The 25,407-nt window shown below is 67.6% G+C and carries 25 protein-coding genes and 1 tRNA gene; 15 read left to right on the forward strand and 11 right to left on the reverse strand.

The window, feature by feature from the left end:
- Positions 1-17 precede the first annotated feature (17 nt).
- The 3 genes from N2M23_RS05040 (at position 18) to N2M23_RS05050 (ending at position 1,949) form a co-directional block, all read left to right on the forward strand.
- Positions 18-90: transfer RNA gene (locus N2M23_RS05040), tRNA-Ala, on the forward strand.
- A 628-nt stretch (positions 91-718) separates the two neighbouring features.
- Complete coding sequence (locus N2M23_RS05045; protein ID WP_265443752.1) at positions 719-1,483, forward strand: GntR family transcriptional regulator; 765 nt, start codon at positions 719-721, stop codon at positions 1,481-1,483.
- Positions 1,476-1,949 (forward strand): hypothetical protein, encoded by a 474-nt coding sequence (locus tag N2M23_RS05050; protein ID WP_265443754.1) that lies wholly within the window; start codon positions 1,476-1,478, stop codon positions 1,947-1,949. The genes N2M23_RS05045 and N2M23_RS05050 overlap by 8 nt, the downstream gene beginning before the upstream one ends.
- Before the next feature lie 165 nt (positions 1,950-2,114).
- On the opposite strand, the gene N2M23_RS05055 is transcribed toward N2M23_RS05050, so the two are convergent.
- The 4 genes from N2M23_RS05055 to N2M23_RS05070 all read right to left on the reverse strand — a co-directional run bounded on the left by N2M23_RS05055 (position 2,115) and on the right by N2M23_RS05070 (position 5,686).
- Positions 2,115-2,483, reverse strand: a complete 369-nt coding sequence (locus tag N2M23_RS05055) for a hypothetical protein (RefSeq protein ID WP_265443755.1) — start codon at positions 2,481-2,483, stop codon at positions 2,115-2,117.
- A 515-nt stretch (positions 2,484-2,998) separates the two neighbouring features.
- Positions 2,999-3,607, reverse strand: coding sequence for an HAD domain-containing protein (locus N2M23_RS05060; protein ID WP_265443756.1), 609 nt, complete (start codon positions 3,605-3,607; stop codon positions 2,999-3,001).
- A gap of 353 nt (positions 3,608-3,960) precedes the next feature.
- A complete protein-coding gene (locus N2M23_RS05065) occupies positions 3,961-4,659 on the reverse strand; it encodes a YoaK family protein (RefSeq protein WP_265443757.1) in 699 nt (232 codons plus the stop codon).
- A gap of 127 nt (positions 4,660-4,786) precedes the next feature.
- Positions 4,787-5,686 carry a LysR substrate-binding domain-containing protein gene (locus tag N2M23_RS05070; RefSeq protein ID WP_265443758.1) on the reverse strand — a complete coding sequence of 300 codons (900 nt, stop codon included), beginning with the start codon at positions 5,684-5,686 and terminating at the stop codon, positions 4,787-4,789.
- 87 nt (positions 5,687-5,773) lie between these two features.
- Between N2M23_RS05070 and N2M23_RS05075 the strand changes: the two genes are divergently transcribed.
- The 3 genes from N2M23_RS05075 to N2M23_RS05085 are packed head-to-tail and all read left to right on the forward strand — an operon-like array spanning position 5,774 to position 8,366.
- Entirely contained in the window at positions 5,774-6,979 is a 1,206-nt protein-coding gene (locus N2M23_RS05075; RefSeq protein WP_265443760.1) for a thiolase family protein, read from the forward strand.
- On the forward strand, positions 6,976-7,665 hold the full coding sequence (locus tag N2M23_RS05080) for a 3-oxoacid CoA-transferase subunit A (RefSeq protein ID WP_265443761.1): 690 nt from the start codon (positions 6,976-6,978) through the stop codon (positions 7,663-7,665). Before N2M23_RS05075 ends, N2M23_RS05080 begins: the two co-directional genes overlap by 4 nt.
- A 2-nt stretch (positions 7,666-7,667) precedes the next feature.
- Positions 7,668-8,366 (forward strand): 3-oxoacid CoA-transferase subunit B, encoded by a 699-nt coding sequence (locus N2M23_RS05085; protein ID WP_265443762.1) that lies wholly within the window; start codon positions 7,668-7,670, stop codon positions 8,364-8,366.
- Between the two features lie 113 nt (positions 8,367-8,479).
- Here the strand turns inward: N2M23_RS05085 and N2M23_RS05090 are convergent, their stop codons facing one another.
- Positions 8,480-9,706 carry a S53 family peptidase gene (locus N2M23_RS05090; RefSeq protein WP_265443764.1) on the reverse strand — a complete coding sequence of 409 codons (1,227 nt, stop codon included), beginning with the start codon at positions 9,704-9,706 and terminating at the stop codon, positions 8,480-8,482.
- A 282-nt stretch (positions 9,707-9,988) separates the two neighbouring features.
- Here N2M23_RS05090 and N2M23_RS05095 point away from each other — a divergent pair, with 282 nt between their 5' ends.
- Genes N2M23_RS05095 through N2M23_RS05105 form a run of 3 tightly spaced genes read left to right on the forward strand, consistent with a single transcriptional unit; the run spans position 9,989 to position 13,171 of the window.
- Positions 9,989-11,035, forward strand: a complete 1,047-nt coding sequence (locus N2M23_RS05095; RefSeq protein ID WP_265443765.1) for an AI-2E family transporter — start codon at positions 9,989-9,991, stop codon at positions 11,033-11,035.
- A gap of 52 nt (positions 11,036-11,087) precedes the next feature.
- A complete protein-coding gene (locus tag N2M23_RS05100; protein ID WP_265443767.1) occupies positions 11,088-11,570 on the forward strand; it encodes a PH domain-containing protein in 483 nt (160 codons plus the stop codon).
- Between the two features lie 2 nt (positions 11,571-11,572).
- Positions 11,573-13,171 (forward strand): PH domain-containing protein, encoded by a 1,599-nt coding sequence (locus tag N2M23_RS05105; RefSeq protein ID WP_265443769.1) that lies wholly within the window; start codon positions 11,573-11,575, stop codon positions 13,169-13,171.
- Here N2M23_RS05105 and mraY read toward each other — a convergent pair.
- Together mraY and N2M23_RS05115 are read right to left on the reverse strand one after the other, a co-directional pair.
- A complete protein-coding gene (mraY, locus tag N2M23_RS05110) occupies positions 13,144-14,241 on the reverse strand; it encodes a phospho-N-acetylmuramoyl-pentapeptide-transferase (RefSeq protein WP_265443771.1) in 1,098 nt (365 codons plus the stop codon). The genes N2M23_RS05105 and mraY overlap by 28 nt on opposite strands.
- A 115-nt stretch (positions 14,242-14,356) precedes the next feature.
- Positions 14,357-16,021, reverse strand: a complete 1,665-nt coding sequence (locus tag N2M23_RS05115) for a dolichyl-phosphate-mannose--protein mannosyltransferase (RefSeq protein ID WP_265443773.1) — start codon at positions 16,019-16,021, stop codon at positions 14,357-14,359.
- Positions 16,022-16,143: 122 nt separating this feature from the next.
- On the opposite strand from N2M23_RS05115, the gene rsmI reads away from it, so the two are divergent.
- Together rsmI and N2M23_RS05125 are read left to right on the forward strand one after the other, a co-directional pair.
- Complete coding sequence (rsmI, locus tag N2M23_RS05120; protein ID WP_265443903.1) at positions 16,144-16,968, forward strand: 16S rRNA (cytidine(1402)-2'-O)-methyltransferase; 825 nt, start codon at positions 16,144-16,146, stop codon at positions 16,966-16,968.
- Complete coding sequence (locus N2M23_RS05125; RefSeq protein ID WP_265443775.1) at positions 16,943-18,343, forward strand: DUF2079 domain-containing protein; 1,401 nt, start codon at positions 16,943-16,945, stop codon at positions 18,341-18,343. The genes rsmI and N2M23_RS05125 overlap by 26 nt, the downstream gene beginning before the upstream one ends.
- Here the strand turns inward: N2M23_RS05125 and N2M23_RS05130 are convergent.
- Positions 18,327-18,929: a TetR/AcrR family transcriptional regulator gene (locus N2M23_RS05130; RefSeq protein WP_265443777.1), complete on the reverse strand. Its 603-nt coding sequence runs from the start codon at positions 18,927-18,929 to the stop codon at positions 18,327-18,329. The genes N2M23_RS05125 and N2M23_RS05130 overlap by 17 nt on opposite strands.
- 121 nt (positions 18,930-19,050) lie before the next feature.
- Between N2M23_RS05130 and N2M23_RS05135 the strand changes: the two genes are divergently transcribed.
- Positions 19,051-20,139, forward strand: a complete 1,089-nt coding sequence (locus N2M23_RS05135) for an oxygenase MpaB family protein (RefSeq protein WP_265443779.1) — start codon at positions 19,051-19,053, stop codon at positions 20,137-20,139.
- 121 nt (positions 20,140-20,260) lie between these two features.
- On the opposite strand, the gene N2M23_RS05140 is transcribed toward N2M23_RS05135, so the two are convergent.
- Positions 20,261-21,304 (reverse strand): hypothetical protein, encoded by a 1,044-nt coding sequence (locus N2M23_RS05140; RefSeq protein WP_265443781.1) that lies wholly within the window; start codon positions 21,302-21,304, stop codon positions 20,261-20,263.
- Between the two features lie 98 nt (positions 21,305-21,402).
- Here N2M23_RS05140 and N2M23_RS05145 point away from each other — a divergent pair, with 98 nt between their 5' ends.
- From N2M23_RS05145 to N2M23_RS05155, 3 genes are read left to right on the forward strand one after another with little or no spacing between them, the layout of a single operon-like run.
- On the forward strand, positions 21,403-22,008 hold the full coding sequence (locus tag N2M23_RS05145; RefSeq protein ID WP_265443783.1) for a TetR/AcrR family transcriptional regulator: 606 nt from the start codon (positions 21,403-21,405) through the stop codon (positions 22,006-22,008).
- The gene (locus N2M23_RS05150) at positions 22,008-23,171 is read left to right on the forward strand and encodes an acyl-CoA dehydrogenase family protein (RefSeq protein WP_265443784.1); all 1,164 of its coding nucleotides are present in this window, start codon (positions 22,008-22,010) and stop codon (positions 23,169-23,171) included. Before N2M23_RS05145 ends, N2M23_RS05150 begins: the two co-directional genes overlap by 1 nt.
- Before the next feature lie 19 nt (positions 23,172-23,190).
- Positions 23,191-24,363, forward strand: a complete 1,173-nt coding sequence (locus N2M23_RS05155; RefSeq protein WP_265443785.1) for a CaiB/BaiF CoA transferase family protein — start codon at positions 23,191-23,193, stop codon at positions 24,361-24,363.
- Here N2M23_RS05155 and N2M23_RS05160 read toward each other — a convergent pair.
- Together N2M23_RS05160 and N2M23_RS05165 are read right to left on the reverse strand one after the other, a co-directional pair.
- Positions 24,354-24,725: a DUF3592 domain-containing protein gene (locus N2M23_RS05160; protein ID WP_265443787.1), complete on the reverse strand. Its 372-nt coding sequence runs from the start codon at positions 24,723-24,725 to the stop codon at positions 24,354-24,356. The genes N2M23_RS05155 and N2M23_RS05160 overlap by 10 nt on opposite strands.
- The gene (locus tag N2M23_RS05165; RefSeq protein ID WP_265443788.1) at positions 24,706-25,305 is read right to left on the reverse strand and encodes a DUF4126 domain-containing protein; all 600 of its coding nucleotides are present in this window, start codon (positions 25,303-25,305) and stop codon (positions 24,706-24,708) included. The genes N2M23_RS05160 and N2M23_RS05165 overlap by 20 nt, the downstream gene beginning before the upstream one ends.
- Positions 25,306-25,407 lie beyond the last annotated feature (102 nt).

Genomic DNA, 25,407 nt, shown 5'->3' on the forward strand with positions numbered 1-25,407 from the left:
GGTTGCTCTCGCTCCACGGGGCTGTGGCGCAGTTGGTAGCGCGTCTCGTTCGCAATGAGAAGGTCAGGGGTTCGAATCCCCTCAGCTCCACCGTGTGTGATGTCTCACGACATCTGCAAGGGCCGAACCCTCAGGGAGGGTTCGGTCCTTGGTGTTTTTGGGGTTGGTAGTCGCGGCTGGGGTCGAGGGTGAGTTGGCGGGATCACTTGGCCGGTGGTGGCGTGGATGATGGTGATCTGAAGGTCTTGGACGAGCAGGATGACGCGGTAGCCGTTCCATGCCCGTCCGATGCCGATGTGGTGCAGTCGGCTGGCGTGGCGCAGGGTCACGGTGCCTTCGCTGACTTTGTCGTGCCGCACGCGGCCCGTGGGTTCGGTCCGCGGGTTCACCCGAGGGCGCTGCTTTGGGCCGTGCGAGGTAGGCCGCGGCGGGTGTGCGCCGGGCTAGGGAACGGTGTGGGCGGTGGTGGTTGTACTCCGCTGCTCGGCGTTGAAGTCGGCCACCGGTTCCACCGCTCCCTTGAGGCACGCGCCGGCTGGGAACAGGTCCGCGTGCTCAATCCGAATTCGTCGTTGCAATGCCATTGCCCACTCGTCTCGATCGGCCCATGCAGCACAGGCTGCCTAGGCAGGTTGATTAAAAGAAGCATGCCTCCTCGCCGTCGCGGTGTCAAGGATCTGTCTAGGCAGGTTCTACGATTCCAGATAGGGTTCGGCTCATGCCGTACGACGACCGCGACCACCCGGCGCCCTACCAACAGATCGCGACCGACATCCGCGCGAAGATCGACGCCGGGACCTATCCCAGTGGGTCCAAACTGCCGTCCGGCAACGAGCTCAGCGCCCAGTACGGGGTCGCGAGAATGACTGTCCTGCAAGCCATTCGGCTACTTCGCGAAGACGGGTACGTCCTGTCGCGTGCGGGTAGCGGTGTCTACGTCCGTAAGCCCGCGACGGCGGTAACCAGTCTGGCGTCGTCGGTTCAGGCAGCGTTCAGTCACCGGAATGTGCGTATCGCCTTTTTCGGCTCGGGCGGGCGACATCTCGTGGAAGGTGCACGGCAGGCCGTCGATCGGGTTGTGCCCGGAAACAGACCTCGGGAAGTCGACATCCGTTGGTTGACTCCGGCCCTGGCGCCGAGCGAGCACAGACGGTACGGCGGTCTGATGGACGACCTCCTCACCTCTGCAGAAGCTGACGGACTCCTGCGCAACGTGAAGTTCGAGACCCGCCAGATTGACCTACCGCCCTTCCTCGACCTCGCGTTGCTGAACCATCGCACCGCAGTAGTCAGGCTTCGGTTTCCGAAGGGCGCTGACGCTTCGTCCGACCTGTTCGCAGAGCCTGGCGACACGAAGTCACTCTCGTCTCAGAAGGAGAGCGATCCGACCTACCGGCAGTGGTCGAAATGGTTCGACCGATTCTGGAAGCAGGCCGCCACCGACCCGACTCGTTCCTCGCTGAAGGGAACCCGCGATGACTAAGAAGCGTCCCGCGCCGCGGATCCGATGCGCCGAGTGTCAGAAGGTGATCGGTACGACCGCCGATGCCCATCGCGTCGACGACGAATGGTTGCGGCGTGTGCTTGCCGACACGGGCACGACCATGTCCGGGCACATTGTCTGCAAGCGCTGTCGCGATCGGCATATCGACAAACCCTGCTGTGACATCGGGGAGCACGTTCGACCGAGCGGCCTTGATGACGACGCGCTGAGAGCCGCATCCCTCAAGTACGTCCCTGGGCACCTCTTCACGCAGTTGGGTCGTATCGACATGGATATGGCCACCCACTACATCGGGCCTGCGACCCAGCGCGCCGCGGTCATACTCGATCCTGTGTCGGGGATCGAACAAGGAGCACGTCCATCTCTCGAAGCGATCGCTGCCGACCCGCAGTACGAGCCAAGATTGCGCGATGGCATCACGGCGGTGCTGAAGTCCACCAGGTGAGCACTCCATATCCACTACCTAGGAGACCGCGAAAGAATCGCTGATTAACAGGTCGTCGGTGGTTGAGTGACCGCGGTTGGTGGCGTCGGTCGTCGTGGGGCGGGTCTGTCTTGCTCTCCCGGCCCCGGTTGCGGGGCCTTTTGGGCAGTTTCCGACAGGCTGGCGCTACGCCCTCGTCTGGGTCAGGGCAACGGCACGCGCCCGCATCAGCCAGGTCGCAGACGCGAACAGCATGTGCAGGTGGTTGAGGTTCTTCGCCACCCGCGGTAGAGGGTCTTGGTGAACCCGAAGTTGCGCTTGACGATCAGGAACGGATGCTCCACGTTCGCGCGTACACCGGCCTTGCGCGACTCGACCTGCCAGATCATGCTCCGGCATCGTCTTGAGTGCGCCCTTGCGCGCCGCGATGCGCCATTCGATGCGTGAGAGGTGCTCATCACCGTCGGTCTCGTGCCGCTTCGCTGCACCTTGGTAGCCGTAGTCAGCAGAGACGCACCTGTCGGCGGCACGCACCAGGTTGGGTGCCTCATCCACGTCGTGAACGTTCGCTGCAGTTCGGGCGAGATGACAGGCGCTTGTTAGACGAGCACCCCGCGAGGGCGAGCGTCTTTACTTACTCAGGCCTACGGAACCCCGCTCGCAGCGGGGCCCGCGTCTGCCTCGCGTTTGATCTCAGACGTAACGTCTCTTGTCGGCACTTTCTGGACGCGTTCCATCCGATCGTGCACGGGACAGCGCATCTGTCGTCGACCTCCGCCTAGCCTTAAAGACACAAAGGAAACCCCGGAGACCCAATTCACCCAAAAATACGAACCCTGTTCGCACTGAGCGATTTCCTTGCTCACACTCCACCTCTCACTTCGTCACTAAGGTGCAGGTCCTTATGATCTGCATTCGCTAGCCTGCTTCGGCATCGCCATCGGTGGAGCCTTGGCTCGCTGCTGGCGTTCGGCATGGCGCAAATAACTGCCGATCCGATCATCGTCAGCGCGAAACTCCACAAACCCATCGTTGCGCTTCGCGCGGCCGGCAGACGCGCTCCTCGCTCGTCACGCGCCGCCGACCGGGTCGGAGGCGTCACGGTCGCGGGCCGCTTCGACGAATTGCTCGATCGCTACCACGTCGTCCGGCGTGAGCCCCACCCTCGCAGAGGGGCAAATGAGAAGCGCCGCGATCTGACGCGCACTCAGCTCGTCTCGCGCGATGTCGCCAGCGGTGCGATATCCGAGGGCGCCCGGCTGGCCGTCCTCACGTTCGCGCTTGAGGTAGACGTTCTCCAGGTTGTCGTCGCACCACACGACGGCGCTCACGTCCGGTCGTTGGTCGAGCCACCGAGCGAGCGACGTCCACTTCCACCACGGCGCCGCAGCGATCTCGAGGTCGGAGAGCGGTCTGGTCGGCTCGGGATGGGCGCGGTCGATGTCCTTCCATTCTTTGCCGGGAAAGGTCATGCCCGAGCGCATCTCGATGTCCCAGCTTGTGAGCCAGCGCGCGACTACCCCGGGTCGCTTGGCGAGAGAGTCGAGTCGAGAGTTGAGGGCGGGGGAGACGAGTACCTGGCCGATCGCCGGTCCAGCGTCGACGTCGTCTCCCCATGCGGTCTGGCCGTGAACCGGCGAGATGACACCATCGATGTCCATGATGAGCGCGACCGTCATCGCTGCAGCGTCCGACCTGGACGGGCCGATGTCAACGCGCACCCCTGGCGCACCCCTGTGGCTCAACGGCGAGCAATTCGTGCACCAGGTTCACCCGTGACATCAACGCGCGCTGCTGCCGGGACACCTTCGCAATGAGAAGGTCAGGGGTTCGAATCCCCTCATCTCCACCGATAGAACCCCGTCCGACCATCAGGCCGAACGGGGTTCTTTGGTTGTCAGCGACTGACGTCGGCCGCAATGAGTGACGTTGCTCTATCAACGTCACTCATTGCGCCGGGGTCCGGTCGATGGGCAAACGACGTCACTCAACGCGCTGGTGCATGCGAGACGTCACTGTCGGGTGAAACTCGTCAACGCGCCTCCGGATGCCGGTCGGACGACAGAGCAGCGCCGGCACCGACGACGACCAGCAGCGCGACTGCAAGCAGCAGTCCCACCCAGGCATGCGTATGACGCACCAGCAGCGCACCCACCGCTGCTCCGCCACCCATCGCGAGTAGCGCGAGCAGGCGCCGCGTCCGCACCAGCGGCCCGCTCGACCGGTCTGCACCCAACCCGGTGATCGTCATGGTGAGCACGGTGGAGGTGAGGTCGGGCACCGCGAGCTTGCGGGCGGTGGCGTTCTGCAGCCCGAGAGCGACCGCGAGCACGGCGGCAATGACCGTCGCGACGCCGGTCGAGAACGGCTCGTCGGTGAACAGCGCGATCACGAGCGCGACCAGCACAAGGACACCTTCCACCAACATCACATCGCGCATCAGGTGGAACCGGTTGCCCTGGCGGCGTTTCAGGATCGGCGCGCTCAGCAATGCACCGGCCACGAAGCCGAGCAGCGCCGCGACCGAGGCGAGCAACGAGTAACCAGGGGTGTCGACGATCGCGAACCCGATGAAGACCACGTTGCCGGTCATGTTCGCGACGAACACCCGCCCCAGGGTCAGCAGACTGACCGCGTCGACGACGCCGGTGACGACCGTCAGCAGCAACATGAGGATCGGCAGCGATCCGTGTTTCTCGTCCGCGACGAGTCCGCGCCAGATCTGGTGCATCGTCAACCACCTCCGCCTTCGAGGCTAGTCTCAGCCGGATCGCGCAACCGCCCGGCCACGCGGCGCTGGTGTGCCAGTAGTGCGTTCGCGGACTGACCCGCCCATCTCGGCGGAGGGGAGGGTTGCATCAGCGGGCGGCGGGGGTGCCGGTGGCGTCGCGGATGACCTCGACCGCGCGGGAGAGGTGCGCGTCGTGGCGGTCGGTGCGGTGGGCGAGGACCAGGTCGAGGTGGGTGGCGGGGCGGACCAGCGGACGGTAGACCACGCCGGCCAACCGCAGGGCCTGCACCGATTCCGGGACGATCGCGGCACCCAAACCACCGGCGACAAGCGTTATCAATGTTGACGTTTCGCCGACCTCGTGCCGGATGCGTGGCTCCACTCCCGCGTCGCGCAACACGCGGAGCACGACGTCATACATCACCGACCGGCGCCCGGCGGAGTGCACGATGAGGTCGACGCCCCGCAGGGCACTGCTCGGCACGCGCGATCGCTCGGCGAGCGGGTGGCCGGCCGGGAGCGCGACGACCAGGCGGTCGCGCCGCAGCAGGTGGGTGGTCACCCCGAGGTCGGTGACCGGGGGCCGGGTGAGCGCGATGTCGATGACACCGTCGCCGAGTGCGCGCGCCTGGTCGGGTGCCAGCAGCTCGCCGCGGAAGGAGAAGTCGATGCCGGGCAACGCCTCGTCGAGTCGGCGGGACAGCTCCGGCAGCAGCGAGTAGGTGGCCGAGCCGACGCAACCGATCGTCAGATGACCCACCAGTCCGGCCGCCACCCGACGGACCCGCTCACCCGCGGCGTCGACGGAGCCGAGGATTGCGCGCGCCTGCTCGAGATAGGCGCGCCCGGCGTCGGTGAGTTCGACCCGTCGCGTGCTGCGGAGCAGCAGCTCGACCCCCAGCTCCGTCTCGAGCTGCCGGATCGCCTGGGAGAGCGGAGGTTGCGCCATGTGCAGTCGCTGGGCGGCTCGGGTGAAGTGCTGCTCCTCGGCGACCGCCACGAAGTAGCGCAGGTGACGCAGCTCCACGGGCGCTCCAAACTGAGACGACATAACTATTAATCGATCGAACAATCGATACTTCACCATATCGATGGTCGCGACTAGATTTGTCTCATGAGTGCTTACGTCTACGCCGCCAGCCGCACGCCGTTCGGGAAGTTCGGCGGCGCTCTTGCCGGTGTGCGGCCCGATGATCTCGCGGCCCTCGCCATACGGTCGGTGCTGGACAAGACGCCCAGCCTGGACCGCGAGTCGATCGGCGACATCGTGTGGGGCAACGCCAACGGCGCGGGCGAGGAGAACCGCAATGTCGCCCGTATGGCGGGGCTGCTCGCCGGGTTGCCGGTCTCGGTGTCCGGCACGACGATCAACCGGCTGTGCGGGTCCGGACTGGACGCGGCGATCATGGGCAGCCGGCAGATCGAGACCGGCGACGCCGAGATCGTGCTGACCGGTGGCGTCGAGTCGATGACCCGCGCGCCCTGGGTGCTGCCGAAGCCGAACCGCGCCTTCCCGGCGGGCGACGCCACCGCGGTGTCCACCACGCTCGGCTGGCGCCTGGTCAACCCGGCGATGCCCAAGGAGTGGACCGTCAGTCTCGGCGAGGCCACCGAACAGCTCGCCGACAAGTATGCCGTGAGCCGCGAACGCCAGGACGAGTTCGCCGCGCGCTCGCACCGCCTCGCGCACGAGGCGTGGGAGGCCGGCTTCTACGACGATCTGGTCGCGCCGGTGCCCGGCAAGGACGAGCCCCTGCTGACGCGCGACGAGGGCATCCGGCCGTCGACGACTGTGGAGAAGCTCGCCGGGCTGAAGACCGCGTTCCGCGCGCCGGAGGAGGGCGGCACGATCACCGCGGGTAATGCCTCGCCGCTCAACGACGGCGCGTCGGCGGTGCTGCTCGGCTCCGAACAGGCCGGGAAGCAGCTCGGTCTCGAACCGCTCGCGCGCATCGTCGGTCGTGGCGCAATGGCGTTGGAACCACAGCTTTTCGGCTACGCGCCGGTCGAGGCCGCGAACCGTGCACTGGCACGTGCCGGCATCGGCTGGGATGAGGTCGGCGCGGTCGAGCTCAACGAGGCGTTCGCGGTGCAGTCGCTGGTCTGCGTCGACGCGTGGCCGATCGACCCGGAGATCGTCAACACCCGGGGTGGTGCGATCGCGATCGGCCACCCGCTCGGAGCGTCGGGGGGCCGCATCCTCGGCACCCTCGCCAAGGTGTTGCGGCAGGACAATCTGCGCTATGGCGTGGCGGCCATCTGCATCGGCGTCGGTCAGGGCCTGGCGGTCGTGCTGGAGAACCCGGCGGCGACCAAATGACGACCACCTACGACTCCGTCGACGAGGCGGTCGCCGGCATCGAGGACGGATCGACCGTGCTGGTAGGCGGATTCGGGCTCGCCGGCATGCCGTTCGACCTGATCGACGGGTTGATCCGGCAGGGCGCCAGCGACCTGACCATCGTGTCCAACAACGCCGGCAACGGCGAAGTCGGACTGGCCGCCCTGCTCAAGGCCGGGCGAGTGCGCAAGGTGATCTGCTCGTTCCCGCGGCAGGCCGACTCCTACGTCTTCGACGAGCTCTACCGGTCGGGAAAGGTGGAGTTGGAGGTCGTCCCGCAGGGCAACCTCGCCGAACGAATGCGCGCTGCTGGTGCGGGGATCGGCGGCTTCTACTCGCCGACCGCGGTCGGCACGCCCCTCGCGGACGGCAAGGAGCAGCGTCGCATCGACGGACGGGACTACCTGCTGGAGTTTCCGATCAAGGGTGACTACGCGTTGGTGTCGGCATACCGAGCAGACCCGATGGGCAACCTCGTCTATCGCAAGACCGCCCGCAATTTCGGTCCGGTCATGGCGACCGCGGCCACGACCACGATCGTGCAGGTGAGTGAGCGGGTGCCGCTCGGCTCGCTCGACCCGGAGGCCGTCGTCACGCCTTCGATCTTCGTCGACCGGGTCGTGCAGGTCGACGCCCGCAGCTACAGCGTGCAAGGAGCGCGGTAACGATGACCACTCCAGCAACCACTGAAACCCCTTCTGTCATAGAGCATCTCGACCGCGGGCCGTTGTCGATGAACGAGGTCGCCGGTGTCATCGCGCGCGATATGCCGGCCGGAGCCTATGCCAACCTCGGCATCGGACATCCCACCAAGGTCGCCGATCACCTGACGGCCGACCGCGGCGTTGTGCTGCACACCGAGAACGGCATGCTCGGCATGGGCCCGAAGGCAGTCGGCGACCAGGTCGATCCGGACCTGACCAACGCCGGCAAGGTGCCGGTCACCGAGCTGCCGGGGGCGGCCTACTTCCACCACGCCGACTCGTTCGCGATGATGCGCGGCGGGCACCTGGACGTGTGCGTGCTGGGTGCCTATCAGGTGTCGGTCCACGGCGACCTGGCCAACTGGCACACCGGCGGAGCGGGGGACATCCCGGCAGTCGGCGGGGCGATGGACCTGGCCATCGGTGCCAAGCAGGTCTTCGTGATGATGACGCTCTTCACCAAAACCGGCGAGCCGAAAATCGTTGCGGAATGTAGTTATCCGCTCACCGGTGTCGGGTGCGTGAGTCGTGTCTACAGCGATCACGCAGTGATCGAGGTCGGGCCGGACGGCGCGCGGCTGCTCGAGACATGGGGTGCGCCGGCCGCCGAGCTGGCGGAGCGGCTTGGGCTTGCCCGGTCCGACCAACAAACTCACCGATAAGGTGGCCGACACGCCGTCGTGGAGCGCAACCGCGGCGTGTCGGCCACCTTTTCGGTGAGATGTGCGCGCTCGGTGAGATGTGCGCGCTCGTCAGCGCCGAGAGGGCGCTCCGATCAGAAGGCGGCGGTGCCGTTGGGGGTGCCGAGGCCGGTCGGGCCGTCCCAGCCGGGCCCGGCCTGCGACCAATACTGGTTGCTGCCGTTGCTGCCGGTGGTCACGTCGAACAGCGCCGACGGGTTCGCGTAGGGCTTGGTGTTCGCGTAGCCGCTGGTGTTGCCCGACAGCGCGTAGACCGACGCGACGAGCGGGGAGGACAGCGACGTGCCGCCATACTGCGCCCACGAAGAGGAGGTCGAGGAGGTCGGCGCGTAGACGGCGAGTCCGGTGTTGGGGTCGGCGACTGCGGACACGTCGGACATCGCACGACCGGCGCAATGTGTCACCGAGGAGCTCTGGCCGGCAGGTGCCTGGTTGGACGTGCTGCAGCCGGAACCCGCACCGCTCCAAGCAGATTCGCTCCAGCCGCGGGTGTTGGAGGCGGTGGTGAGCGAGGTGCCGCCGACCGCGGTCACGTAGTGCGACGACGCCGGGAAGCTGGCGCCCTGGTAGCCGTTGTCGCCGGTCGATGCGGTCACCGCAATGCTGGAGTGGTTGTAGTAGCTGCCGTATGACGAATCCGGCGCGTCGCCCCCGCCATACGAGTTGGAGATCGCGACGACGCCGGCGGTCCTGGCGGCCTGGTTGACCGCAGCACCGAGGTCGGCGAAGGATGCCGACTTCGCTTGCACCAGAACGATTTTGCAGTCGGGGCAAGCCGCGGAGACAGCGTCCAGGTCGAGCGCCTGCTCCTGCGACCAGCCGACGTCGGTGGCCGGCAGGTTGGTGGTGCTGCCGGTCTGGCTCATCACCGTCAGACACCCGTTGGCCTTGGTGCAGGACGACAGGCCGAACTGCGAGCGGTAGACGCCGAGATCGCGCTCGGCGTTCGGGTAGCCGTACGCGTCGACGATGGCCACCGTGCGGCCACCGGACTTCAGGCCGGACAGCTTGTACGCGCTCTGGATGTCGGAGGGCGTCTTGCCGGAGATCGCCGCCGGCTGGACCTTCTTGCCCTTGCCCGCTGCGAGCGGTTGCACTTGACCGGCCGTGCCGACGTTCTGACCCTTCGCGTTGACCAGGTGCAGCGCGTCGCAGGATGCGAAACCGGCTTTCGCGGTGGCGCAGGAGTGAGCCGCGTGCACGTCGCCGGTGGGGGCGGCATGCGCGGTCGGGGTCAGACTGCCGATCGCACCCGCGGACGCGGTCAGCGCCAGGGCGGCGATCATCGGGAACTTGCGCATGGATTACTCCTCGAAGGGGAACGGTTGCCGGCCAGGATCTGTCCGCCGGCTGAGGGCCGACTTTTGTCCCGGCGGAGGTTGGTGCGCAATCGAATCCGGCATTTAATTGCCTTCTCTTTACTAAGAATTGACCGCCTTGACCATTCCCAGCATCCCTTAAGAATGAAGGGGTAAATGTGGAAGATTTCGCGGCGCGTCAACGTCGGCGCGCGCGGCCCGGTCCCTTCGGGATAGCGTGGCGCCACCCGCTCGTTCCGCTCCGCCGTCACCGGGAGACCAGGCATGTCGAACGACCCGTTGCCCCCGTCGAAGTCGTCGCTCGGCCAGCCGCTCGGCGTGCTGCTCGGCCTCGCCGCGGCCACCGTCATACTCCTCGGCCTGAAGCAAGTGTCCTCGGTCGTCGGGCCGGTGTTCCTGGCGTTCACCCTGGCGCTGACCTTCCGGCCACTGGGTGCCGCCCTGCGCAAGCGCGGCCTCCCCGAAGCGTTGACGGGCGCGACCACCCTGCTCGCTCCGGTGCTGGCGATCCTGGCGATCGTCGCCGCGCTCGCACTCGCAATCGCCCAGCTGACCACCGAACTCCCGCGCTACCGCGACAAGTTCGAGTCGCTGTATGCCGATGTGCAGGACCTCATGGTGCACTTCGGCTTCGACCGCAACGCGCTCGGCGACGCGCTCACCAAGATCGACCCGAGCACGCTGGTGGGTTTCGGCCAGCAACTGCTGTCGACGTTCAGCAGTGTCGGATCGACGCTGCTGGTCCTGCTGCTGACCCTGGCCTTCCTCACGATGGACACCCCGACGGTCCGTCGTCACTGGCCCGCCGTGCAGCGCACCCAGCCCGAACTCGCCGAGGGCTTGCGCGACTTCTCCGGCCGGGTCCGCCGCTACTGGGTGGTCAGCTCGGTGTTCGGACTCATCGTCGCGGTGCTCGACGTGGTCGCCCTGCTGATCATCGGGGTGCCGCTCGCGCTCACCTGGGGCGTGCTGTCGTTCGTGACCAATTACATCCCCAATGTCGGCTTCGTCCTCGGCCTCGTGCCGCCCGCGCTGCTGGCGCTGCTGGACGGTGGGGTGGCGCCGATGATCTGGGTGATCGTTTCCTACTCGGTGATCAACTTCGTCTTGCAATCGCTGATCCAGCCGCGCTACATGGGCAACGCGGTCGGCCTCAACACAACCGTCACGTTCGTCTCGCTGATCATCTGGTCGCTCTTCCTCGGTGCGCTCGGTGCGCTGCTGGCCGTGCCGCTGACGCTCTTTGTGAAGTCGCTCTTCATTGACAGCCGCCCCGAGAACCACTGGCTGCGGGCCTTCGTAGGATCCTGAGCCCGGCTCGTGGCTCACCGGGTCGACGCGCGGGCCATGAGAAGGTCTGAGCATGGATTTGCGGCCGCCGACCCACTTCGTGTCACCGCGTGCTCGGCTGCTGTGGGCAGTCGAAGGCGTCATCGGGACCGTCGTGCTGATCGTCGCGCTCGTTCTCTGGACCGTCTTCGGTGATCTGGGGATGCCGTGGACGTTGCTCGGGGTGGTCGTGATCCTGCTGGTTTTCGTCGGGGGTGTGCTGCTCACACCGTTCGCGCGCTACCGGATCCACCGCTGGGAGGTCACCGACGACGCGGTCTACACCCAGCGCGGCTGGTTGACGATCGAACAGCGGATCGCACCTATCTCCCGGGTGCAGACCGTCGACACCGAACGTGGAGCGCTGGCAAGGCTTTTCGGGCTGAGCACGGTCACCGTCACCACCGCGTCCGCCAAGGGTGAGCTCAAGATCGAGGGCCTGGACCGGGCAGTCGCCGAGGACATCGTGCGTGACCTGACCGTTGTCACCGCCGCCAGTGACGGCGACGCGACCTAGCCATGACCATGGATCCCCAAGAGCAGCAGGCGCCTTCGGCCGATGGCTTCCCCGCCGACGATGTATGGCGCCGGCTCAGCACCCGCATGCTGCTGATCCATCCGGTGAAGGAACTCATCCGATTTCTGCCCGCCCTGATCGCGGTCGTGATCGCCGGCAGCACCGGTGGCCAGAAGTGGTGGGGCCTGATCGGTGTGGCCATCGCCGTCGGTCTCGGTCTGCTGCGCTGGCTCACCACGCGCTACCGCTTCACCCCGGACCAGGTGCAGCTGCGACACGGATTGCTCAACACCACAACGGTTTCGGCACCCATCGACCGGGTGCGCTCAGTCGATGTGACCGCGTCGATCCTGCACCGGGCGCTCGGGCTGGCAGAGGTGAAGATCGGCACCGGCGCCGGGGAGAAGGAGCTCAAACTCGACGGCCTCACCGCGGCCGAGGCTGCCGCACTGCGCGGCGACCTACTGCACCGCAGCCGGGCACAGGCTGCCGGCGGGTCAGCGGCCCGGGGCACCGTGAGCAACGCCGACGCGGCGGACCAGCCGGATCCAGCCGGGCGGCAGCCCCCGTCATACAGCCCGGAAACGGTTGTCTACCAACTGAACCCGTCGTGGATCCGCTACGCACCATTCAGCCCGGCAGGCCTCATCGCCGCACTGGCGATCTTCGGTATCGGCAGCCAGGTCATCAACGAATCCGGCATCGACTGGGGCGACAATGGGGTCGTCAATGGCGCCGCCGACTTCGCCAGGGGCCTGGGCGTGCTCGCCGCCATCGTGGTCGGACTGCTCGCCCTCGTCGTGTTCGTGGTGCTGCTCTCGCTGGGTGGTTATCTGTTGGCGTTCCACAACTTCCGCCTCACCCGTGACGACGCCGGTGGCACCCACCACGTCACGCGTGGCCTGCTCACCACCCGCGCGACCTCGCTTGAGATCAGACGGCTGCGGGGCGTCGCGCTGCATCGTCCGGTGCCGCTGCGCTGGGTCGGTGGTGCCCGCCTGGAGGCGATCACCACCGGGGTGAAGGACGACGACCGGACGATGAGCACCACGCTCACACCGCCGTCGCCGGCACCCGTCGTGACCGCGACCGCCACCCGCGTGCTCGGCGACCCGCACGCACTGGAGCAACCCCTGCAGCCGCACGGTCCGGCCGCGACCCGCCGTCGCTACACCCGGGCGCTCGTGGGCTTCGGCATACCGGCCGCGGCGCTGGTCGCCGCTGCGACCGTGTGGTCGCTGCCTGCCCTCGTCATACCCGCGGTGCTGCTGCTGGTGCTCGGCGTGCTCCTTGGCCGCAGCCGTGCCCGCTGGCTCGGCCACGCGATCACCGACCGCTTCCTGATCACCCGCAGTGGCTCGCTCGCCTTGGCCACCGACGTCGTCGAACGCCGGAGCGCAGTCGGTGTCGTCGTACGGCGATCGTTCTTCCAGCGCCGGGCCCGCCTCGCGACGGTCAGCCTCGCGACCGCCGCGGGCGCCAAGGCCTACCCGGTCATCGACGTCCCGCAGCAGCAGGTCGGCGAGCTCGCGGGCCAGTTGCTGCCCGAGACGGCCGAGCAGTTCCTGCGCGATCAGCCGCCGACGACCCACTCGGCGTAGAAGATCCCGAGCCCGGCGGCGACGCAGATGCCGCAGATGATCCAGAAGCGGATCGTGACGGTGATCTGCTCCCAGCCGAGCATCTCGAAGTGGTGATGGATCGGGGTGATCCGGAAGAGCCGCTTGCCGACGCCGCCGTTGCTGCGTTTGGTCAGCTTGAAGTAGCCGACCTGCAGGATGACCGACAGCGTCTCCATGACGAAGAGCCCGCCGAGCACGACCATCAGCAGCTCGGTGCGAGTGGTGATCGCGAGGCCGGCGAGGGCGCCACCGAGGCCCAGCGATCCGGTGTCGCCCATGAAGATCTTCGCCGGCGCGGCGTTCCACCACAGGAAGCCGAAGCAGGCACCGACCACGCAGGCGGCGACGACCGCGAGGTCGAGCGGGTCGCGCACGTCGTAACACTGCGCAGAGCCGACGAACCGGCAGTTCTGCTTCAACTGCCAGACCCCGATCAGCACGTAGGCGCCGAAGACCATCACGCACGCGCCGGCCGCTTGCCCGTCGAGCCCGTCGGTGAGGTTCACCCCGTTGCTCGCGCCGGCGATCATCAGGTTGGCCCACAGCACGAAGAGGATGACGCCGATGACCGTGCCGAAGACGGCCAGGTCGATCCAGGTGTCCCGCACGAAGGAGATGCGGTAACTCGCCGGGGTCACACCGTCACGCGAGAACCGTATGGCGAGGAGCGCGAAAACCACCGCGACCGCCGTCTGACCCACGAGCTTCTGCCCCGAGCGCAACCCGAGCGAGCGCTCGTGGCTGATCTTGCTCCAGTCGTCGAGGAACCCGACGAACCCGATGCCGACCATGAGGAAGAGGACGAGAAGACCGGACGGCGACGGCGGACGCCAGGTGAGCAGATGCGCCACGGCGTACCCGGCGACGGTGCCGCCGATGATCACCAGACCGCCCATCTGCGGCGTGCCGCGCTTGGTGTGGTGGGTGGTCGGGCCGTCCTCCCGGACGAACTGGCCCCAGCCTTTCCGGGTCGCCAGCTCGAGGTAATAGCGAGTGCCGACCAGGCCGATGAGCAGTGCTACCAGCAGGCCGATGACGACAAGGGTCACCGGCCTACCGCCGCGGGCAGGTGGTCATGAGTATGGCGTTGCATCATTCACCTGGACGCGCGAGCGCGCGGAAGGTTGCCTTGTCGGCGGAGTGACTCGGGCCTGGTCGGGGTGACTAAATCCAGGAGTTCAGCCACATCCGCCACTGCCAGTGGTCGAACGGGATGACCTGTGCGGTCCAGATCGGCCAGAAGAAGACGAACAGCGCGACGGTGACGATCGTGAACCCGCCGACGACCGCCTTGCCGACCATGATGCGTTGCGGCGGGGCGCCGGGCCGACCGAGGCAGAGGCCCAGGACGAAGACGCATGCGAGCACGACATACGGCGCGAACGCCACCGTGTAGAAGGTGAAGATCGTGCGCTCCTGGTAGAGGAACCACGGCAGCCAGCCCGCGGCGACGCCGGCGAGGATCGCGCCCGCACGCCAGTCGCGGCGCAGTAGCCAGAAGAACAGCAACACCGCGAGCGCGACCGTGCCCACCCACCAAATGCTGACGGTGCCGAGTGAGGTGATGGCCTTGCTGCAGGTGTCGGCGGTACAGCCGCCGGTCCCGCGCTTCGGGCTCTCGTAGAAGAACGACGTCGGCCGGGTCTGCAGCATCCAGGACCACGGGTTCGACTGATAGGGGTGTTCGGAGGTGATGTCCGAGGCGGACTGCAGCATCTGGCTGTTGTATTCCCACAGCGACCGCAGCCAGTCCGGCATCCAGGCGAACAGTGAACTGTCCGGGGAGAAGCCGGAGTCCTTGGTCGCCGGGTTGTTGCTCGCCCACTGCCGGTCGTAGGCGTCGCTGCTCGCGATCCATCCCCACCAGCTGACCAGGTATGTCGTGAGCGACACCACGATGACGCTCACGCAGGCGGGCAGGCCGTCCTTGATGAACGTCGCCGACCAGTAGTGCCGCACGCCGACCGCGCGCCGTGCGCCGAGGTCCCACAGCACGCTCATCAGGCCGAACGCCGCCAGGAAGTACAGGCCCGACCACTTGGTGGCGATGTCCATGCCGATGCAGAAACCGGCAACCCACCGCCACGGTCGCCAGCCCAGCCACGGGCCGGCCAGTGAACGCTGCTCCCAGGTCCCGGCGACCTGCATGGCGGCGACCTTGTCGGCCAGGATGCGCCGGGTGCGGGTGCGGTCGGCGAGCAGCGCGACGAAGGCGGCGAGTGCCCAGAACATCACCATCCCGTCGAGGATCGACGTGCGGGACATGACGAACTCGGTGCCCTCGAAGCACAGCAGGATCGAGGCGAGCGTCGCCAGCACCGGCGACCGGAACAGGTGCCAGGCGGCCCGGCCCACCAGGAAGATCGCGAGCGTGCCGAAGATCGCGACCGCGAACCGCCAGCCGAACGAGGAGTTGATCCCGAAGAGGTTCTCGCCCCACCCGATGAACCATTTGCCCATCGGCGGGTGGACCACGAAGTCCGGCTCGCTGCCGAACACGTGCGGGTTACCCATCGTGAACAACCCGTCGGGGTTGTTGGAGATGCCGGTGGACTTGTCCTGCTTGCGCTCGTAGCCGTACTGGATCAGCGACCAGCCCTCTTTGACGTAATAGGTCTCGTCGAAGATCAGCTGGTGCGGGCGGCCGACATTCCAAAAGCGCAGGATGCCGCCGATGACGGTCACGATGGCCGGACCGAGGAAGGCCCACAGCTTGGCATTCGCCGACCGGGGCGGTCCGAGCAGTCGCTCACGCAGCACCGCGCGCCGGTCGGCGAGGGGGTCACCGCCGGTGCTGTCGTCGGTCTCCCGAGCCAGCGTGACCGTCACGTGCGTCCCTTTCGCGTGCCTGCTTGAACTCCCCGCGAGGTTAGCCGACGGATCGAGCGGCGCGCCGTCCGACGCGGGCAAGCGGCGGGCCTGTTCGCCGTGCGAGACTGCCGGGCGTGGCGATGGGAGTGCTCGTGCTGGCGGCGACGCCGATCGGCGATCCGCGGGACGCGGCGCCGCGGCTGGCGATCGAGCTGGCGGACGCGGATCTGATCGCCGCAGAGGACACTCGCCGGCTGCGCCGGTTGCTCGACGACCTCGAGGTCGCCCCGCGCGGCGGCGTGACCAGCTATCACGAGCACAACGAGCAGTCCCGCACCGCCGAGCTCGTCGACCGGCTGCGCAGCGGCGACCGGGTGGTGCTGGTCACCGACGCGGGTATGCCGTCGGTGTCCGATCCCGGTTACCGCCTGGTCACCGCCGCGGTCGCGGCCGGCGTGCGGGTGACCTGCGTGCCCGGTCCGTCGGCGGTGCTGATGGCGCTCGCGGTGTCGGGCCTGCCGGTCGACCGCTTCTGCTTCGAGGGATTCCTGCCACGCAAGGCCGGTGAACGCTCGCGACGGCTCGCCGGGCTGGCCGACGAGAAGCGCACCATGGTCTTCTTCGAGGCCCCGCACCGGCTCGCCGAGGCGCTCGCGGCGATGGCGGAGGCCTTCGGGGCCGATCGCGCCGCCGCCGTCTGCCGGGAACTGACCAAGACCTACGAGGAGGTCCGCCGCGGCGGACTCGCGGAGTTGGCGGACTGGGCCGCCGAAGGTGCGCGCGGCGAGATCACCGTGGTGGTCGCGGGTGCACCGGCGATCAGCAGCACCGTGGAGGACGTGCTTCCCGCCATACAGCAGCGGGTGGCTGCGGGGGAGCGGCTGAAGACCGTCTGTGCCGAAATCGCAGCGGAGACAGGCCTTTCCAAGAAGCAGTTGTATGACGCAGCTCTCGCCGCGCGTTAGCCCCGACCGCCGGTCGGCGGTCGGGCTCGGCGCGTCGGTCGCGGTCGTCGCGGCAGTCTTCTACGCACTGCTCGCGATCGGCCGCTGGCGGGCCGGCAACAGTGCCAACTACGACCTCGGCATCTTCGCCCAGGGGGCCGACGCGTGGTCGCGCGGGCAGTGGCCGGAGTCGCACATCCGCGGCCTGTCGCTGCTCGGCGACCACTTCAGCCCGCTGCTCGCCTCCTGGGGCGTGCTGTGGCACTTCTGGCCGACACCGCCGACGCTGCTGATCACGCAGGCGGTCCTGCTCGCAGCCGGACTCGGGGTGATCGTCGCCTACACGCGACAGGTGGCCGGGCTGCGACTGGCGTTGTTCGTGGCGGTCGTCGGGCTGATGTCGCGGGCGGTGCTCACCACCGCGATGTTCGACGTGCACGAGGTCGCTTATGCGGCAATTGCGTTGGCAGTGTTGTGCATTGCGCTGTTGCAACACCGATTCGGCTGGGCGGTCGCGGCCTCGGTGTGGCTGTTGCTGACCAAGGAGGACATGGGGCTGACGGTCTTCGCGGCCGGCGCGTGCTGGTGGTGGATGCACCGCGGCGACGGGTGGCGACGCCCGCTGATCCTGGCCGGGCTCGGCGTCGCCGGGGTGATCGTCGCGATGCTGGTGCTCGGTGCGTTCGCACCCGGCAGCGGCACCGGCTACCTGGCCTATTTCGGCATCGGCTCCAGCAACAAGCTGCCGGTGCCGGAGGACCACAGCCTCAGCCCGCAGCGCCTGCTGCCGGTGCTGATGTACGTCGTGACCGCGCTCGGCATCGGGGTGCGCTCCAAGCTGACGCTGCTCGCCATACCGACGCTGCTGTGGCGAGCCGCATCGTCGAACATCCACTACTGGGCGCTCGACTTCCACTACGACCTGGTGCTGTGGCCGATCGGGTTGCTCGCCTTCGTCGATGTATGCCGAAAGGGACTGCCCCGGCTGCGTTCTCGCGGCGGCGTGGTGGTCGCGATCGCCACTGTCGCGAGCCTCGCCCTCGGCATTGCCGAGCTGCAACAGCGCGCGGTCACCCCGAGCTCCACCGTTCGCACCGCACCGGTCGTGCGGGATATCCGCTCGCTCGCGGGGGACCACCTGCCGAAGGGTGCGAAGGTCGCCACCCAGATGGACGTCGGGCCCTACCTGGTGCCGCGTTACGACGTCTACTCGTTGCGGCCGGACCAGCGGCCGCGGGTCGACTACGTGATGTTCACCGACAAGGCGCGTTGGACCTATCAGGTGCCGGTCTGTGCCCGTAGGCGCCTGGTGCGCGAAGGCACCGAGGTCTGGCGCCGCGGCATCGTCACGCTCGTGAAACTGCCCAGCACACAGGTGATTACGCCGACGTGCTGACGGCACCCGACGCGTGGATCGAGGCGAGCACACCGCGCAGATTGGCGACCAACCGCTCCGGCGGGTAGCGGTCGGGGTCGGTGATCACCAGCCGGGCGAACTGCTCACCGGCCACCAGCAACACCTGCGACAGCACCTCGGGTTCGACGTCGGGTGTCCCGCGGTCACGCAGCCCGTCGGCCAGTCGCTGCTCGAGTGTCGACCGGATGAGTTCGCGGGTTTCCTCGATGCGCTCGCGTACGTTCTCCGGCGTGCCGTGCACCAGGTCGAGCACCGGGCGCCATACCTCGGGCTCGGTGCGGGCCGCTTCGAGCAATCCACTGACCAGATGCACCAGCCACCCGTCGAGATCGTCATCGGGCGCCTTTCCCATCAGCGTGACCATGGTGGTGAGTGCTCGCTGCTGGGTGCGGTCGAGCAGCGCATCGAGCAGCGGAGCGAGCCCGCCATACGCGCTGTAGACCACGGGTCGGGTGACCCCCGCCTCCCGGGCGATCGCGTCGACGTTGAGCCGGGCATAACCCTCGCGCAGCAGGACCTGCAGCGCGGCATCCTGCAACTGCTCGCGGCGGTCCTGCACGGGCATACGAGCTGCGTACCTGCGCCGAGAGCCCGAAGCGTTGGAAGCCATGGTCAAAACATACTTCACTGGTGTAGCTTTGAATCTACACCAGTGTAGTAATAATCTGATCGCCCAAGGAGACCTCGTGTTCCTCAAGACTCGTAAGCAGTTGGCCGCACAGTTCGAGCCGGCCGCCGACTACGGCTTCTTCGGCCCTGACTCAGTGAGTTGGAAGGTCTGGGGCCACCCGACGTCCTACATCCTGGGTTTCGCGCGGTCGGTGACGATCGAGCACTTCGACCCCAATCTGGCCGCCTCGGTCGTGCAGTCCGGAGGCGTGAAGGCTCGGCCGCACACCCGCTACGCACGCACCATGCGCTACTTCTCGATGGTCGCGTTCGGCGCCACCGAACCGACCGCGAAGGCCGCGGACATCCTGGTGAAGGTGCACTCCAAGGCGATCGGCCACGACCCGGTCACCGGCGGGACGTATGACGCCAACGACCCCTCCTCGCAGCTGTGGATCCACATCACCGCCTGGCACTCGATTCTCTACTGCTACGAGAAGTTCGGCCCCGGCAAGCTGAGCGCGGCCGAGGAGTTGCAGTACTGGCAGGAGTGCGCCCGTGCCGCAGAGTTGCAGACCATCGACCCGGCCGACGTGCCGCGCGACCGCGAGGCGGTGCGTGCCTACTTCGACGCGTGGCGTCCGCGGCTCGCCGGCTCGGAGGACGCCCAGGACATGATCGACTTCATCCTGCATCTGGACGTCGCGCTGCCGCCGGACCTGGAGAAGTGGAAGCGCGCGTCGCTGATGCCGGTCATCCGCATCCTGAGCAAGGCGGTCGTCTCCACCTACCCGAAGCACATGCGGGCGCTCGGCGACGTGCACCAGAGCGCGCTGATGGACGCGGCCGTGCTGGCTCCGACCAAGCTGATCCACCTGGTGCTGGCGAAGTCGCTCAATGCGCGAATGCTGTTGATGGGCATGCTCGCTCCCGATGCGATGGAGACGGGTGCGCCCGCGGTCCTCGGCCTGCCGGCCAAGAACCCGATCACGATGACGCCGCGCGAGGCGCAGGCCAAGTACGGCTACGACATTCCGGCGCAGGCTCACCTGGCGATGCGCGCCAAGCAGCAGGAGCGCGTCTTCAAACAGCACGAGAAGCCGAGCGACGACGGCCTGCGCGAGTCCGAGGAGTTGATCGGCCAGATGTTCGCGCACGCCGGCTGACGCGTAGCACCCGCCCGACACCCGCATCTGCGGACAACCCGCATCGACCGGCACCACACCGAGGGGTACCCGAATCCGCCCGTATTTCGGGTACCCCTCGATGCCTGCGTGGGCCGCTCGATCAGACGGCGGCCAGTTGGTGGCGGGGTGCCGCGTCGGTCGGGGCGGTGCCCACCGTGCCGGTGTCGCCCGCAGCGCGCCGGCGGCGCAGGAATGCGGCCAGCTGCAGGCCGAGGCCGACGAGCAACCAGCACCCGGTGACTATCAGCGGTGCGAGCGCACCATGGCCGTCGAAGAACGCCACGGAACGCAACGCGCTGTTGGTGGCGCCGACCGGCAGCAGCTGACCGGCCGCGCCCCAGCCGGTGGGCAGCATCTCCGGCGCGCTCGTCGCGCCGGACAGCGCGTTGCCGGTGATCATCATCAACAGCACGCCGGCACCGATGCCCGCCGGGCCGATGAGGCTCTCCAGGCCGAGGATCATCATCGAGACCGCGCCGATCCCGAGGGAGACCACGCCACTGTTCGCCAGGTAGTTGCCGTCGAGTGTGCCGAGCCAGAACTGCAGCAGAGCCGTCATGGCGAAACCACCCGCGATCGCGAATCCGGTTGCCACCAAAGTGCGGTCGCGCCGGCGGCGGATCAGGAAGGTCGAGGCGGCGGCGCAGATGACCGAGCCCAGGGCGATCGGCAGCATCGACACCCCGATGCCGATGCCGTGCGGGTCGTCCGCCGGGGCCGGTACGACGTCGCGGGTCGTCGCTGGCAGGTGGCCGGCGCGCGCGATGCCCGCGCCCGCTTGGCTCAACAATTGCGCGACGGTCGATGAGCGTGCCGATGCGGTGAGCACCTCGACGTTGTTGCCCGTGAGCACGAAGGCACCGTAAGCGTCGTGATCGGTGATCCGCTGGGTCGCAGCGGTTTCGTCGGAAACGACGGTGACCTCGAACGCACCCGGATTGTGTTGTTGGAGAGCGGCTTTCACTCCCTCCGTGGCGGCTGGTGGGCCACTGATCACGATGGGGAGATCGCGGGGTGCGCTGTTCACCGCTGGCCAGGCGAAGAGAGCGAGGAGGGCGCTGAGGCCGGTGGCCAGCGCGAGCACGAGGCCCACGCCGCGACGACCGTCAGGGGTGGCCGCGTGGCGCGGCGAGGTGCTGGTCATGTCTGCCTCCAAAACGAATGTTCATTCTTTTTGTACTGCCAGCGTCCTCGGGTTCGCGCCTCCTGTCAAACAGAATGTTCGTTCTGTATGGTTGCGGCGTGCCTCGCATTTCCGAAGAACGTCGTGCCCAACGCCGGGACCAGATTGTCCGGGCCGGCACGCGCTGCGCCATACGCTCCGGCCTGGACGGGATGACGATGGCTCAGGTGATCCGTGAGTCGGGCTTGTCTGCAGGCGCGGTCTACGGATACTTCGCGGGCAAGGCGGATCTTGTTGCGGCGATTGTGGATTCGCAGCTGGACGAGATCGTCGGGCTGCTCCATGGCTTTGCGGTGGCCGACGAGCTGCCGGACATTCCGGCGCTGATGAAGACCCTCACCGATGAGATCGAACGCCTGGCGCAGAGCCCTGATGGCGACCTCAGCGTGATGATCCTGCTCAGCTGGGGCGACGCCGCCAAGAGCCAAGCCTCTCGGCGGCTGATCAAGGGCCGGCTGCAGACTGTGATCAAGGAATGGGAGGTCATCGTCGGCAGAATGCAGGCCGACGGTCGTCTGGACCCGAAGGCCGACACCGGCGACCTGGCACGCGTGGTGCACTCCTCATTACCGGGCTACATCCTGTTGCGGATGGTCGACGCGGCACCGACCCCGACGGGGTTCGCCGACGGGTGGCGATCGCTGCTCGGGCAAGATGATCGCTGATGGACTTCGCACTCACCGACGACCAACGCGCCCTGCAGCAGGGCGCCCGCGATCTCGCGCGCAGCTTCCCGGACGACTACTGGGCCGAGCGCGACTCCAACGGCGAATTCCCTTGGGATTTCTACCGATCGTTCGCCGACGGGGGATGGCTCGGCATCGCCATACCGACCGAGTATGGCGGGGGAGGCCTCGGCATCCTCGAGGCCTCGCTGCTGCTGCAGGAGGTCTCCGCGTCGGGCGCCGGGATGAACGGCTGCTCCACGATGCACCTGACGATCTTCGGGCTCAACACGATCGTGAAGCACGGCAGCGAGCAACTGCGGCAAGAGGTGCTGCCGCGGGCGGCCGACGGGTCGCTGCACGTGTGTTTTGGGGTCACCGAGCCCGATGCCGGCACCGACACCACCAACATCTCGACGTTCGCGCATCGCACCGCCGACGGCTACCGCATCCGTGGCCGCAAGGTGTGGATCACCAAGGCCGGTGACTCCCAGAAGATGGTGCTGATCACCCGCACCGCGCCGCGCGACGAGTCGCACCGCACGGCCGGCATGACTCTCTTCCTGGTCGACCTCGACTCACCGCAGGTGCAGCTGACGCTGATCCCCAAGATGGGTCGCAACGCCGTGGCGTCATACGAGGTGGTGTTCGACGACCTCGAGGTGCCGGAGTCCGCGCGAATCGGTAATGAGGGCGAGGGTTTTCGCTACCTGCTCGACGGACTGAACCCGGAGCGCATCCTGCTCGCGCACGAGGCGCTGGGGCTTGGCCGGGCCGCGCTCGAGCGCGCGACGCGCTACGCCAAGGAGCGAGTGGTCTTCGGCCGGCCGATCGGGCAGAACCAGGGTGTGGCCTTTCCGCTCGCGGAGGCAGCGACCCGGCTGGACGCCGCGGAGCTCATGGCGCGCCAGGCGGCCTGGCGCTACGACCAGGGGCTGCCCTGTGGACGTGAGGCCAACATGGCCAAGTGGCTGTGTGCCGACGCCGGCTTCACCGCCGCGGATCAGGCGATCCAGACACACGGCGGCATGGGCTATGCGCGCGAGTATCACGTGGAGCGATATTTTCGCGAGGCACGCATCCTGCGGCTGGCTCCGGTCAGCCAGGAGATGGCGATGAACTACATCGCCCAGCACGTGCTGGGACTGCCCAAGTCCTACTGACCAGCGAAAGGCGACACGAATGACCGATCAGGCGCTCACCGGGCTGCGGGTGCTCGACCTGTCGCGGGTGCTCGCCGGGCCGCTCTGCTCGCAGATGCTGGCCGACCACGGTGCCGACGTGATCAAGGTCGAGCCACCGGCCGGGGACGAAACCCGCACGTGGGGACCGCCTTTCGTCGATGAGCACACCAGCTCCTACTACGCCGCGCTCAACCGCAACAAGCGCAACATCGTGCTCGACCTGCGCAGCGACGACGGGCGCGCGGTGCTGCGTCGTCTCCTCGCCGACAGCGACGTGCTCATCGAAAACTTCCGGGCCGGGACGCTCGCGAAGTGGGGCCTGCCCGACGAGGAACTGCAGGCGTCATACCCCCGCCTGGTGCACTGCCGCGTCACCGGATTCGGGCTCGACGGCCCGATGGGCGGCAAGCCCGGGTATGACGCGGTCGCCCAGGCGTACAGCGGGCTGATGAGCGTCAACGGCGAGGCAACCGGGCCCGCGCTGCGGGTCGGGGTGCCGGTCGTCGACATGGCCACCGGCATGCTCGCCTTCAGCGGAGTGTTGCTGGCACTTCGCGAGCGGGACGTCTCCGGTCGCGGGCAGGTGGTCGACTGCAGTCTGCTCGACACTGCGGTCAATCTGTTGCACCCGCATTCGGCCGCCTACCTTGCCGACGGGACGCTGCCGGTGCGTTCGGGCTCGGCGCATCCGAGCATCGCGCCGTACGACGCCTTCCCGGCCGCCGACGGTGACCTCTTCATCAGTGCCGGCAACGACACGCAGTTTCGCAAGCTACTCGCCGTGCTCGGCCTCCCGGAGTTGGCCGACGATCCGCGCTTCGCGTCCAATCCGTTGCGGGTCAAGCACGTTCGTCAGTTGCGTGCGCTCCTGACCGAGCGGGTGGGTGACTTCGGCCGGCTCGAGCTGACCAAGCAACTGCTGGACGTTGGCGTGCCCGCGTCACCGGTGAACGACGTCGGCGAGGCGCTGACCGACGACCACGTGAAAGAACGCGGGCTGGTCGTCGAGCGCGACGACTACCGGGGCATCGCCAACCCGATCAGCCTGCATCGCACTCCCGCCGTCGTGCACACCGCGCCGCGCCCGGCAGGTGCCGACACCCGGGAAGTATTGGCAGAGTTGGGGATCGAGCAGCAGCTTGTTGACCGGGTGGTCGGCGCTCAGCGCTGACCGCAGAGCTCGTCCTCGGGCAGGCGCAGGTCGGCGTTGCTCGGGTCGGACGGTTTGAAGCAGACCCACACGACCTTGCCCTGAGCGGTAAACGCAGCCGTGGCAACGTCTTTGGTCGTCTCGTGCTGCTTGCCGTCGACGCGGTAGCGGACGGTCAGCGTGCTGCGACCGTCGGCTGCGGGCGCCTCCCGGAGGACCGTCGCAGAGGCCATCGCCGGCCGCTCCGGGCCGGAGCGCTGCCTGCTCTGCCACCAGTAGAGCCCGGCATACAGCACCACCGCGAGGAGCAGGACGGCAACGATCTTCTGTCCAGGTGTGCCGAGCAGGCCCGGCCGGCGCGGGTCAGGAGGTGTTCTCGGCATACCGTCTCCGACGTGCGAAGGAGCGCATCCGGCGCACGAAAACGAAGCCGCCCCAGGCGAGCACGATCAGCGCGACGATCACCAGCACCGGGATGAAGATCGCGATCAGGGAGAGACTGACCGACGACGCGTCCTCGACAGTCGAGACGATCGGTGCGCCGAAACCCACTGTGCCGAGGTTGATTGCCGGCCGTGCGGTGGCCTTCCCCGCGTGCACCACCCCCGCGATCACGATGCCGCCGACGACCGCTATCCACTCGTGATCGCGCAGGAACGAGGAGTTGTCGAGCGCGCCGGCCGATTGGGTCGCGGCGGAGATGATGCCGCCGGTCGCGGGTCGCACCACGGTGCCGATCAGGTCGTTGACACTGTCGACCGCAGGGATCTTGTCGAGCACCACCTCGCTGATCAGCAGCAGCGTGCAGATGCCGATTGCCCACCACGACTCGATCCACTGCCAGCCGCCGGGCAGGTTGATCACGTCGGTGAAGCGCGCGATCAGCGCGACGATCAGGAACGGGATGTAGGCATTGAGTCCGGCCGCGGCGGAAAGGCCTGCGCCGGTGAGCACAGCGAACATCGCGACCTCCTTGTCGTCTCCGGGCCCGCTTGCTCGCGGGCACTCCCGCCATACGGTATGACGGGAGCCGCGGTAACTCGCGCGACCGCGCCGATCGAGCAC

It is taken from the genome of Flexivirga meconopsidis (assembly GCF_026162425.1).
Taxonomy (GTDB): Bacteria; Actinomycetota; Actinomycetes; order Actinomycetales; family Dermatophilaceae; genus Flexivirga; species Flexivirga meconopsidis.